Here is a 12,431-nt window from a genome sequence, read left to right as displayed (position 1 = left end):
ATTTACTGAGCCAGCGCCGGATCATTGTCGGTCGGAGAAAGGTGGGGGGTGGCGCGATGCAGGTGAGATACGTTCCAGTATCGATCCTTCGACACGAGACGCACGATGACCGGCACCCCGGGAGCGAGGCCCGCGCCTTTCGTGATCGACTCGGTAAGGAAAGCGCGGCTCTTCCCGTGTCCGAGCCGTTCGTCCGAGAAGGTAACGGTGACCTTCATGCGGGGCTCGACGGCCTCCGATGCGTGGTCCGCGCCGGGGGGCGAATCCGCGTCGAACTGGCTACCCGGTTCGCGATCCGGTGGGGTGGGCGATCGGGATGCGACGTGGATACTGATCTCGTCGACGATCGCGCCAACCCAATCGACCACCTCGCCGTCGCGAGTGGGCACGCGACGCTCCCCAGGCCCCAGTAGCCGCAGGAAATCCCACTGGGTGCCATTGCGGCTCGACTGGACCCAGACCAGGATCCGATCGATCGACACGGCGTCGCGCTGTTCGCGCGAGCCTCGCAAGGCCGCCGACCACGCGTCGATTTGTTCCCGGCTTTGCTCGTCCGTTTCGGTTTCCGGTAGCGTGGCGCGATGCACGGCCTGGATGCCGAGCGATCGCAGTGCGCTGTGCGGCACCCAGATCCGGGCGGATACCGGCGCGCCGACTTCATGCGTGGCGAACAGGACAGGTTTTTTGCTCGATTCGGACCATGCGTTTATCGCGAACGCCACGACGGGAGTCTGGTCCTGGCCTGCGGGGCGGTCGGCCGGAAACGCCTGCCCGGCATGTGGCGCGTGCAATGTGGTGGCCTCGAAACGCGAGCCGTTTCGCTCTGCGTCCACATGGACCTCCGTGCCGGCACGTATCAACGCGATGCCGGCCTTTTCCAGAATGGCTTGTGGCAGCACCAGTGCCACGCCATCGAGGTCGGAATCGGGAGCGAGCGGTATCAGCGAATATCCGCGCGAGCCTTTCGTCAATGGATCGCCGACACACGCCTTTACCCCTTGAAGCGTGGATGGCAGGTGATCGAGGAGCACCGCCACGATGCTCCATCGATTCTTCCTGAAAGCGATTTCACAATGAAATGGCTTTCCTGCCTCCGGCTGGGTTCCGAGTATCTTGACGCTGAAGGTTGCCGCCTTGGTTGGGGCGTCGGTGACGATGGCGGCGTTCGCCCAGGTGCCGTAGGGGCCGTCTTTCCACTCGTGGACCACGGCTTTCACCTGGATCGGTCCGGATGGCAGATCGTTCATGGCGACCGCCGGACGCGCACTCGTCCGATGCCGCCGTCCGGCTCACGAGCATCAGCTCGCGTCCCGGTGGGCGCGGATCGTGTAGCGGGTTGGTTACGTTCCCGTTCTGGTCGAGGGCGTGACGCGCAAGCGCGCTGCTCGGCGGAACGAAGGCAGGCATACGCTCCAGCCGTATCTGCCGCGATGTCGTGCATGTATTAGTCCTGAATCCGTCAGTCTGTCTCCGGTTGGCGCATGCTGCCCGTCCGGGTGGCCCATCATCTGCGGTTATTTTTTGCTTCACCTCAGGTTACGGCATCGCTCATGCAATCTTTAGGTGATTTGCCGCAGTTATTCGTGACCTGACATGACGATGCGTTGAGCGGCCTCACGGGCCGACCCACACCGCCTCGATCTCCCTAAGCTCGCTCTCCAGGGCCGGCGCCCCTTGCGTCAGATGCGCGACGAGATCGAGCGTGGTCGAGGCGCGCGTCAGCATCAGGCAGGTGGCTTCGCGCTCGCTCACGCGCGTCGCGTGCCAGATGCCCGGCCGCATGCAGACGCCTTCGCCCACCGGCAGCGCGAACGCGCGCAGCGTGGCCGGATCGGGCGCGCCGCTCGCGTCGCTGCGCGCCACCAGGTGCACGACCGGGGCGGTCAGCGGCACGATCGCCTGCTGCGTCACGCGATGCAGTTCGAGCGAACTCACGCGCCGCTCGCGGTTGCGGTAGACCACCCACAGCACCTCGGGCTCGCCGCCCGCGCCGGTCTCGAACAGATGCTCGCGCCAGAAATCGGAGGCGGGGCTGACGAAGGCCGGCGTCGCGCCGGCGGCCTGCACCGGCTTGCCGAGCTTCCAGCCATAGGGTTCGAAGCGGGCCGCGTCGAGTGGTTCGATCGCGATGGTGCGCATGGCCGGGGCGGACGATGTCATGGTGGGGTTCGCGGGTCTGGGCAAGGATGAGCGGATGACGGCCGGCGCCCGTGCGGGAGTGCCGGCCGCGACGGGTACTTTACCTCGCGCGGCTCGGCTGGGTCGACTTGATGCCGGCCGGCTTGGCGTGATCGACCAGACGCTTCACGTTGCGCGCCGGGCACGCAGCTTCGTGCCCGGCGCGCAATTCAACCCAACCCAATCCAGCTCAACTCAACGCTTCGAACCGGCCAGCTGCTGGCGCCGCCGTTCGCTCCACAGTTCGAACATCCAGCCCGGATATTCGGTCGGCAGCCGGCTCGCCGCGTCGATCGCGGCGAGTTCGCCGGCGTCGAGCACCACGTCCACGGCGCCGAGGTTGTCGTCGAGCTGGTCCATCCGTTTCGCGCCGATGATCACGCTCGACACGGCCTTCTGGTGCAGCAGCCACGCCAGCGCGATCTGTGCGACCGACGCGCCGTGCGCCTCGGCGATACCGCGCATCACGTCGATCGCGTCGTGGGCGCGTGCCTCGTCCACGGGCGGGATCGCTATCGCCGAGCGGCGGCTGCCGGCCGGTGCCTCGCCGCCACGCGCCTGCTTGCCGCTCAGCAGCCCGCCTGCGAGCGGGCTCCACACCAGCAGCCCCACGCCCTCGCTTTCGAGCAGCGGCACGAGTTCGCGTTCGAGATCGCGTCCAGCCACCGAGTAATAGGCCTGCAGCGAATCGAAGCGCGCGAGGCCGAGCCGCGCCGAGACGCCGAGCGCCTTCGCGATCTGCCAGGCGGCCCAGTTCGACACGCCGACATAGCGCACGTGGCCCTGGCGCACCAGGTCGTCGAGCGCGCGCAGCGTCTCCTCGACCGGCGTGGCCGGATCGAAGCCGTGGATCTGGTAGAGGTCGATGTGATCGACGCCGAGCCGGCGCAGGCTCTGCCGCACCGCGTCGTGAACGTGCGCGCGCGAGGCGCCGGCCTCGTTCGGCCCCGCGCCCATCGGGCCGAACGCCTTCGAGGCGATCAGGTAGCGCTCGCGCGGCACGCCGAGGCCGCGCAGCGCCTCGGCGAGCAGGCGCTCGGACTGGCCGAGCGCGTAGATGTCGGCGGTGTCGAACAGGTTGACGCCGGCATCGAGCGCACGCGCGACGAGTTCGGTGGCCTGCGGCTGGTCGAGGCCGCCGAGCGTGGGGTAACTCTCGTTGACGCCGAACGTCATCGCGCCGAGGCTGAGTTCCGACACGAACAGGCCCGAGGTGCCGAGACGGTTGTATTTCATGCTGAGTGCTCCGGGGTTCGGGCCGGCGCGCCGATGCGGCGGGCGTGCCGGCCGGGGTGGGCGGTGCCCGCGCGAGACGATGCGTCCGCGCGGGTTCGATGCACTCATGGTGCGCCGCCGGCCGGGTGGCCCGTTAGCCCGTTTCTCTCCCACTCTTGCCTGATTCGCTCGGTGCCGGCGGCGCGCGGCGGACGTGAAAAAGGGACGCCGTGGCGTCCCTTGGCGATCGGGCGAGGGAAGCTCCCCGCCCGCGTGCCTCGTGCGTTCTCGCGCCGCCCGGGCCTCAGTGCGTGGGCGCCGGCCCCGCGCCGATCGGCGTGCGGAACAGCACGTAGGGCTTTCGGCGCAGGTCCTGGCCGCCGTGGAAGCCGGCCTGCCGCGCGAGCTGGTTCGCGGTGAAGTACAGGTAGCCGTCGCCGCCCACGGACAGCGTGTCGGGCCACAGCACGCGCGGGTCGTGGACGATCGTGGTCCACTGGCCGCCCGGCGCGAGCTTGCGGATCGAATCGTGTTCGTAGTCGCCGGCGTAGACCGTGCCGTTCGCGTCGGCGGCCAGCCCGTCGGAGGCGCCTTTCTCGCCGAGGTCGCGCACCGCCTTCGACAGTGCCGCCTCGCTGACGGCCGGGTCGCGCAGCAGCGCAGTCGGCACCGCGTAGAGGCGCCGGCTCGACAGCGGGCAGTAGTAGAGCGTCTTGCCGTCGGGCGAGAGCGCGATGCCGTCGGAGGCGATCGTGAGCGGCGTGGCGTGGCCGCTCGCGTCGCGCGCCATCAGCGTCTCGCCGTCGAACACGGGCGAGAACGCCGGATCGGCCGAGGTCGAGGCGTCGCCGGTGAGCCGGCGGATCGCGCTGCCGCTGTCGAGATCGACCACGATGATGCCGCCCACGCCCGACAGCGACGAATCCGTCACGTAGGCCACGCCGGCGCGGCCGACGCGGAAATCGAAGCGCATGTCGTTCACGTAGGTCCGCTCGCGCATCACGCTGGCGGGAAACACGATGGTCTTCACGATCCGGTTGGTCCGCAGGTCGATCGCCACCAGCTTCGCGCCGCCCGCGAGCGGGTTCGAGAAGTTCGGCGCGGCGGTGTCGAGCACCCACAGGCGCCCGCGCCCGTCGGCCACCACGCTCTGCACGCTGAGGAAGCGTTCGGCCGGGCGATGCGCGTCGGCGCGATTGACCTCGGCGTCGGGATACGGCACGACGCGGCCGTCGCGCAGCTCGCCGACCGTGAACGGCACGTCGTCGCCCCAGCGCGGGAAGTTGACGAAGATCCGGCCGGTTTCGCTAACGGTCACGCCGGTGGGCATCGCGCCGTCGAAGGTGGCCACGGTCTCGAGCGTGCCGAAGCGGCGCTCGACGGCCAGCGCGGGCCCGGTGGAGACATCGGAGGCGGGGGAGGCAGCGGCCGCCGCCGTGGCCGCGATGCCGGCGGCCGGCGCCGCGAGCAGGCCGGCCGCCAGCGCGCCGGCCAGTGCCAGGGCCCGCAGGCCGTGCCGGGCGGGGCGCCCGGCGTCCCGTCCCGCCGTCATCGTCGTCGTTGTCGTTGTCGTTGTCGTCGAATGCGAATGAAACACGGTGATGCTCCTTGTCGTCGATCGAAATCGGTTGTGTGCGCAACCGGTGCGTAACCTGTATGCAACCGGTGCGCCAGTCATGAACGCCGGACCGATTGTCCGTCGCGCAATCCTTGTCGAAAACAGGGAAAATCGGGCAGCACTTTCACTATGGCGATGAAAATGATCCGGATCGACGACCTTGGCCTTTTTGTGCGGACGGCCGCGCTCGGCAGCTTCTCGAACGCGGCGCGCGAGGCGGGCCTGCTGCCGGGGCAGGTCAGCGCGGCGATCCAGCGGCTCGAACGCGAACTCGACATCCGCCTGTTCGCGCGCTCGACGCGCAGCCTCAAGCTGACGGCCGAGGGCGAGCAGTACCTGCCCTATGCGCACGAGGTGCTGGCCGCGCTCAGCGCGGGCCGCGACCGGCTGCACGGGGAGCGGCAGGACCTGCAGGGCACGCTGCGGATCTCGGCGCCGTCCGATCTCGGGCGCAACGCGCTGTTGGGCTGGCTGACCGCGTTTCGCGACGCGCATCCCGGGCTGGTGCTGAAGCTGTCGCTGTCCGACGAGGTGGCCGACGTGTTCCGCGACCCGGTGGACGTGGCGATCCGCTACGGGCTGGCCGACAACGCCAGCTACGTCGCGCTGCCGCTGGCGCCGCACAACCGGCGCGTGCTGGTGGCCGCGCCGGCCTATCTGGCGCGCAACGGGCGGCCGCGCACGCTCGACGCGCTCGCGGCGCACCAGTGCCTGCTCTACGTGATGGGAGGCCGCGTGTACGACCGCTGGGTGTTTCCGGCCGGCGACGCGCGCCGGCTCGTGCCGGTGGACGGCACGCTGCTCTGCAACGATGCCGACGTCGCGCGCCGCTGGGCCGTGGACGGGCACGGCATCGCCTACAAGTCGTGGCTCGACGTCCACGACGACGTGACGAGCGGGCGCCTGGAGGTGCTGCTGCCGGCGCAGCCCGGCGAGAGCGCGCCGCTGAACCTGATCTGCCCGCACCGGCGGCAGTTCTCGCCGGCGGTGCGCTACCTGCACGCGGCGCTCGGCGAACGGATCGCGCCGATGGCCGGGCGGATGTGGCGGCATGTCGGCTACGAGGAACCGGCACGCCGCGGGCGCGGGCCGGCTTGAGCGGCGAGGGGATGGGGGAATGCGGGAAGCGGCGCGGGCCGACGGGCGGCTCGATCGTGGCAGGCACCCGGAGCGGGAAAACCGGCCCGGTCGTGCGAAGTTTCGACAGGAGATCGACCGAGCGCCGGCCCGGCCGCCGATCCGCGGCGGGTAGGCGGCCGGTGCCTGCGCCGGCCCGGCCGCGTCACGCCGGCCGTTCAGATCACGCGGCCGCGCCCGGCCGCGCCGCCATCAATCCGAATCGGCCAGATACGGCGAGCTGAACTTGCGCGGCGGGAACAGCGGCGTGCCCGACTGCGGCGTGAAGCTGTAGCGCAGGTAGACGGCCGCGAGCCACTCGCGGTACTGGTACGCGTTGCCGAACGAGGCCATCGCGCCCACCGCCACCTGCGGCGCGAGCTGGTACTCGCCGCTCGCGTACAGCGAGTACGAGAAGCTGGTCTTGCTCTGCCCCGGGTAGGTGGCGTTCGAATCGAGCACCAGCGTCGAGTTGGCGGCGATCGCGGTGTCGCGGTTGGCGGCGGCGCTGGCGTCCAGGCCCGGATCGAGCGGGAAGTAGCGCGCCGCGTTCTGGCGATAGTGCTGCAGGCCGGCCGAGCCCTTGATGTCGTAGGTGAACGGCCCGCTGCGGCCCGCGTATTCGAGCGGAATGTTCAGGATCACGTACTGCTGCGGGCTGAAGTAGCCGCCCTGGCCGTAGGTGAAGTACGACTGGTTCTTGTCGAAGCTCATCCAGGTGGCGTTCACGCCGGCCGTCAGCGTCTGCTGCGCGTCCTTGTAGAGGCGCGTGTAGAAGCCGCCGCCCGCCTTGCCGCCGATGTTGTTCGCGACGTGATGGCCGGCGTAGTACATCAGCTCGCCGTTCACGTAGAGGCCGTTGGTGCCGTCGTCCCAGCCGAGCGCGGCGCGCCCGCCCGACTTGGTCACGCCGCCCCATTCCTCGCCGGTGGCCGCGTCGCGCGCGCCGGCGTAGGACAGCAGGCTGTCGGTGACGGCGCGGCGCGTGACGGCGAGCGAGTACGACACCTTGTCGTTGAAGCCGCCGTTGTACTCGAGGCCGCCCACCGCGGTCTGGTAGCGGAAGCCCACCGGCGTCGAGCCCACGTCGGCCTTGATCGACTTGGTCTCGTAGCCGAGCGACACGCCCACCCCCATGGCCGTCTGCGAGCCGTAGCCGCCGGCAGGCGAAGCAGTCTGCGAGAGGCCCGAGCCGAACCGCGCGTGGGTCGGGATGTCGTCGACGCCGGTGCCCGAATCGAGCGTGACCGGGGTGGCCGTGATCACCAGGTGGCCGTTGCCGGCCTTGATGCGGCCTTCGATCGGCGCTTCGATGTCGTTGAGCGTCGAGAGCCCGTCCTCGCCCGCGCGGTTGCGGAACACCAGGCCGGCCGACACCGAACTCGACTGCTCGCGGTTGATCGCGGCGAGTTCGTCGGCCACGCCCACCGTCTGCGGGTTCGCCGACGGCTGCGGCGCCGCGCCGGCCACGCCGGCCGCGGCGACCGCGGCCGGCGCGTAGGGCTGCGCGTAGCCGGCGGGCGGCGGCGGAATGTAGTCCGGTCCCTGGGCCTGCTGCGGATACGGCGGCTGCGGGTTGTACGCCGGGTACGGCTGCGGCGCATAGCCGTTTTGCGCGTAGCCCTGCTGCTGCGGATAGCCGCCCTGCTGGTACGGCGGCGCGTAGCCCTGCTGCGGGTACGGCGCATAGCCTTGCTGCGGATAGCCCTGCTGCGGGTAGCCGCCCTGCGCGTAAGCCGGTTGCTGCGGGTAGGCCGGCTGCTGTGCGGCGCGATTCGTCCGGGCCGGCTTGCGCGCGGTGCCGCGCCTGGCGGCGGGCTGGCGGTAGGCGTCCTGCTGGGCCGCCTGCGCGGCCGGCGACATCGGCCACGGCGCCGCCGCATAGGGCTGCTGTGCGTAGCCGGCCGGCGGGTAGCCCTGCGGGGCGTAAGCCTGCTGCGGGTAGCCTTGCTGCGGATAAGCCTGCTGTTGCGGATAGCCCTGCGGCGCGTAAGCCGGCTGTTGATACGTCGGCTGTTGATAGGCCGGTTGCGGATAAGCCTGCTGCTGCGGGTAGCCCTGCGGCGCATACCCCTGCTGCGGATAGCCTTGCGCGTAGGGCTGCGCCGGCGCGCCGGGCGCGTACTGCGAATAGGGCTGCAGCGGTCGCGCGGCCGGGCCGCCCGATTCGCCGCCGGCGGCGCTGTCCGGCCCGTAGCCGGAGCTGTCCACCGGCCCGGCGGCGCCGACGGACGCGGCCGGCGCCCGGTTGCCCGGGGTGACGCCGGCGGGCGCCTGGTAAGGCGCGACGTAGGGCGCGGGGTGCGCGGCAGGCAGATAGGCGGGCACGATCGGTACGGATGACGAAGGAGTGAACGACGAGGGAACGGCGGGGGCGTAGGCATTGGCGGCCGCGGTCGCGCCGGCCGAATCCGGATCGTCGATGGCGTCGACGGCGGTGCGGCCCTCGAACGGATTGGTGCCGGGCAGCGGGTTCGCGCCGAGCGGGCGGCTCAGCGCCTCCCAGCCGCGCGGCACCTGCGCGACGGGGCCGGCAACGGTGCGCCCGGCGGGCGGCGTCGAGCCCGCCACCAGCGACTGCTTCAGGTAGCGCGCGGCCAGCGTCAGGTTGCCCTCGGCGCGATACATGCGGCCCACCGCGGCGAGCGTGCCGGGATCGTCGGGCGCGCCGGCCAGCGCGAGCTTCGCGACCTGCTCGGCATAGCGCCACTGCTTGGCACCCGAGGCCGCGTAGAGCGTGGCCAGCTGCAGGCCGTGATCGTCGGCGCGGCGCGCCAGCGCGACCTTGTAGCAGGTCAGCGCGTTGGCGGGGTCGCCGGCCGAGGTGTAGAGCCGGCCGAGCGCGGCCTGCAGGTCGGGGTTGTCGGGCATCGCCGCGAGCCACGGCGCGATCACCGAATAGGCGCTCGCCAGATCGCCGCTGGTGCGGACCAGATCGGCGCGGCGCACCACGATCGCGAGATCGATGCGGTCGAGCTCGGCATGCTGCTCGGCGCTCAGCCGGGTGGCGTGCAGGCGCTGCATTTCCTCGCCGAGCAGCGCGTCCTGATGGCTCGCGAACAGCAGGTTCGCGTATTGCAGGCGCAGCCCGACGTCGGCCGGCGCGGACGCCATCGCGCCCTGCACCAGCCCCATCGCGCGGCTCGCGTCGCCGGCGGCCAGATAGGCGCCCGCGAGTTGGCCCAGCATCGCCGGGTTGCCCTGCGCGACCGGCTCGGCCGCGCGCAGCATCGCCATCGCCTGGCCGGTCTGGCCGTGCTTGATCATCTGCATCGCGAGATCGGCCTGCTGACCGAGCCAGAGCCGGTGCTGCAGCTCGCCCATCGCGGCGGTGCGCTTGTCGGCGGGCACCCGTTCGAGCAGGCGCAGGCCGTTGCCGTAGTCGTGGGTCTGCTCGGCGAGCAGCGCGCCCGCGTACTGCGCGTCGACCATGTCGGGATGCGCGGCGAGCAGGCCGTCCATCATGCTGCGCGCCGACGCCACCGCGCCCTGGCGCACGTAGATGCGCGCGAGGTCGAGCCGCAGCCACGGATCGTCGGCGTCGCCGACCAGCGCTTCCTCGAACAGGCTGCGCGCGCGGCCCAGGTCGCCCTGCGCCTCGGCCGCGCGTGCCTGGGCGGCGAGCGCCGTGCCGCGCAGCTTGTCGAGGCCGCCCGCGCGTGCCTGCTGCTCGGTGGTCAGCTGGTTGGCGAACTGCAGCGCCTCGTCGCCGCGCCCCTGCGCCGCGAGCGCGCCGACCAGGCCGCGGATCGCGTCGGGGTTGTCGGCCTGGCGGCGCAGCGCCATCCGGTAGGCCTGCTCGGCGCCGCGCGGATCGTGGTTGCCGAGCAGCAGTTCGCCGAGCATCAGCTCGCCGCTGACTTCCGACGGGTCGAGCGCGATCGCGCGTTCGAACAGCGACTTCGCCTTCGCGGGATCGCCGTTGCTCTGCGCGCCGAGCGCCTCGCTCGTGTAGGCCCAGTAGGTCGCGCTCTTGAGCGCGTCGCGCCAGCGCGCCGGGTCGCCGGTGCGCGAGGCGCGTTCGAGATCGTCGCGGGCCTCGCGGAAATGCTCCTGTTTCAGCTCGACGATGCCGAGCCCGCCGAGCGCGTCGCCGTCGTTCGGCGCGCTGCCGAGGATCGCGGTGAAGCGCGCGCGCGCGGTGGCCAGATCGTTGCGGTCGAGCGCGGCGAAGCCCTCGGCCACGGCGCGGCCGCGCGCGTCGTTGGCCAGGTCCTGCGCGCTGCGCTCGCTGGCGGCCTTCTCCTGCGTGACCATGCTGTCGTAGCGTGCCTTCACGGCCGGATCGTTCGGCGCGAGCTTCAGGTAGGCGTCGAACATCGGCTGGTCGGACGGCCGCGCGGCCAGCCACAGCAGCGCCTGGCGCCAGCTCTGGCGCGCCTGCTGGCCGACCTTGGCGTCGCCGGCCAGCTGCTGCAGCCGCGCGATGCCGTCGCGGCGCGTGACGTCGCGATAGGTCAGGTGCTGCGCATAGGCGAGCGCGTAGCGCGGGTCGTCGGTGTTCTCGCGCGCGAGCGCCTCGAGCCCCTTGCGCGCCTCGTCCCAGCCGTTCGGCGTGGCCGAGAGCGCCTGGTAATACTCGAGCCGCAGCTCGGGCGTGGCGGGCGCGCCGTTCATCGCCTTCTGGTACTGCTGCACGGCCGAGGCGCTCTGCCCCGACTGCGCGAGGCGGCGCGCGTCGTTGACGGTCTGGTCGCGCGGCGTGGACTGGCCGAGGCGCCGCCCCAGCTCGTCGATGCCGGGCGTGTTCGGCGCGATCTGGCGCAGCCGTTCCAGATAGGACTCGGCCTGCGCGCCGTCCTTGCGGTCGGCCATCACCATGCCCATGCCGAGCAGCGCGTCGGGCTGCTTCGCGTCGATCCCGAGCACCTTCTTCCAGGCCTGCTCGGCCAGATCGCCGCGGCCGTGGGCCTGCCAGTAGCGGCCCTGGTCGATCAGCGCCTGCAGCGCGGGATCGGCGGCCATCGCGCGCGGCGCGTGGGTGACGGCGCCGGCGGCCAGCGCGAGCGCCAGCAGCAGGGCGGGGGCGCGCGATGGCGCACGCCGGACGGGCGGAACGCGCTTCATCGGCATGCGTGGCTCCAGGCCGGCACCAGCCGGCCGCTCGGGTCGAAGCGATAGCGGCCTTCCACGGCGCCCGAGCCGAACAGGCCGAGCACGCGGTCGTAGTAGACGGGCTCCTGGCCCGGCACCTCGCCGTCGAGCGCGGTCAGGCGCGAGCGCGCCAGCGCGAGGCCGCGCGTGTCGCCGAGCGCGGCGAAATACGGCGCGAGCGCGCCCCAGTAGCTGAGCGGGCCCTCGCCGCTGCCGGTGCCGCTGGCGATCGCGACCTTCTCGGGCGGCACGCCGGTCTGCGCGACGCGCGTGGCCATCCCGCGCACGGCGTCGAGCCACGGCTTGGCGAGCGGGTCGGCCGGATTCGCGAGGCCGGCCCACAGGTAGACGCGGATCGCGTCGTAGCTGCCGAGGTCACCGGTCTGCGGATCGACCACCACCTGGCCCGCGCGCCACGCCGCCCAGTCGGGCGCGAAGCCGCGCGGCGAGGCGCCGGCCACCAGCTTCAGGCCGTTCTTCGCGAGCGCGCTCCACGGGCCGCCGCCGAGCTGGGTGGCGAGCCCGCGCAACACCGGCAGCGGCAGGTAGCTCGGGTTCAGGCGCGTGACGTCGCCGTTCACGAAACCCTGCGGGCCGGGCAGCAGCATCGGGCCGAGCCCGGCGAGATCGACCACCTCGCGGCGCGCGACCTGCGCGGCGAGCGCGGTGCCGAGCGCGGTGTAGTCGGGGACGTGCCAGAGGCGCCCGGCCTCGAGCAGGTCGTAGGCGATCCAGAGGTCCGCGTCGGACGCCGAGTTCGGGTCGAGCACGCCCCATGCGTCGCCCTTGCGGCCCCACTGCCACGCGGGCAGGCGCAGGTCGCGCGCGCTGAAATGGCCGCCGGCCAGGTTCTCGCGGGTCCAGCCGAGGATCCGCTCGAAGTTGTCGCGGTCGTTGGCCACCAGCGCGAAGAACAGGCCATACGACTGGCCTTCCGAGGTCGACTGCTGGACCGCGGTGGACGCGTCGAACACGCGGCCGTCGGCCTGCACGGTGCGCGCGACGAAGGTGCGGTAGGCGCCCCAGTCGCCGCAGCGCGCGGCGGCCGGCTGCGGTTGGGACGGGGCCGGCGCCACGGTAGCGGCGTCGGCGCGGCCGGCGGCGAGGCCGAGGCAGGCGCCGAGGCCGGCCACGGCGGCGGCCAGCGCGGCGAGCGGGCGCCGCGCGGGAGCTGGGCGGCCGGAGCCGCGCTGGGAACGGGAACGCATCG

The 12,431-nt window shown here is 72.0% G+C and carries 7 protein-coding genes; 1 reads left to right on the top strand and 6 read right to left on the bottom strand.

The window, feature by feature from the left end; genetic code table 11:
- Window positions 1–2 precede the first annotated feature (2 nt).
- From BpN12_RS13710 to BpN12_RS13695, 4 genes are all read right to left on the bottom strand, one after another.
- Window positions 3–1,247: a hypothetical protein gene (locus BpN12_RS13710; protein ID WP_246793120.1), complete on the bottom strand. Its 1,245-nt coding sequence runs from the start codon at window positions 1,245–1,247 to the stop codon at window positions 3–5.
- A 367-nt stretch (window positions 1,248–1,614) separates the two neighbouring features.
- A complete protein-coding gene (locus tag BpN12_RS13705; protein WP_425306268.1) occupies window positions 1,615–2,160 on the bottom strand; it encodes an ureidoglycolate lyase in 546 nt (181 codons plus the stop codon).
- 213 nt (window positions 2,161–2,373) lie between these two features.
- Entirely contained in the window at window positions 2,374–3,414 is a 1,041-nt protein-coding gene (locus tag BpN12_RS13700; protein WP_246793119.1) for an aldo/keto reductase, read from the bottom strand.
- Between the two features lie 283 nt (window positions 3,415–3,697).
- Entirely contained in the window at window positions 3,698–4,945 is a 1,248-nt protein-coding gene (locus tag BpN12_RS13695) for an L-dopachrome tautomerase-related protein (RefSeq protein ID WP_246793118.1), read from the bottom strand.
- 207 nt (window positions 4,946–5,152) lie between these two features.
- On the opposite strand from BpN12_RS13695, the gene BpN12_RS13690 reads away from it, so the two are divergent.
- Window positions 5,153–6,109, top strand: coding sequence for a LysR family transcriptional regulator (locus tag BpN12_RS13690; RefSeq protein WP_246793117.1), 957 nt, complete (start codon window positions 5,153–5,155; stop codon window positions 6,107–6,109).
- Between the two features lie 231 nt (window positions 6,110–6,340).
- Here the strand turns inward: BpN12_RS13690 and BpN12_RS13685 are convergent, their stop codons facing one another.
- Both BpN12_RS13685 and bcsZ read right to left on the bottom strand, forming a co-directional pair.
- Window positions 6,341–11,200: a cellulose synthase subunit BcsC-related outer membrane protein gene (locus BpN12_RS13685; protein WP_246793116.1), complete on the bottom strand. Its 4,860-nt coding sequence runs from the start codon at window positions 11,198–11,200 to the stop codon at window positions 6,341–6,343.
- Window positions 11,191–12,429, bottom strand: coding sequence for a cellulose synthase complex periplasmic endoglucanase BcsZ (gene bcsZ / locus BpN12_RS13680; protein ID WP_246793115.1), 1,239 nt, complete (start codon window positions 12,427–12,429; stop codon window positions 11,191–11,193). The genes BpN12_RS13685 and bcsZ overlap by 10 nt, the downstream gene beginning before the upstream one ends.
- Between the last annotated feature and the right edge of the window lie 2 nt (window positions 12,430–12,431).

The organism is Burkholderia perseverans, from assembly GCF_022870505.1.
Lineage (GTDB): Bacteria > Pseudomonadota > Gammaproteobacteria > Burkholderiales > Burkholderiaceae > Burkholderia > Burkholderia plantarii.
The sequence above is the reverse complement of the archived record's forward strand: the minus strand, read 5'-3'. Positions and strand labels throughout refer to the sequence as shown.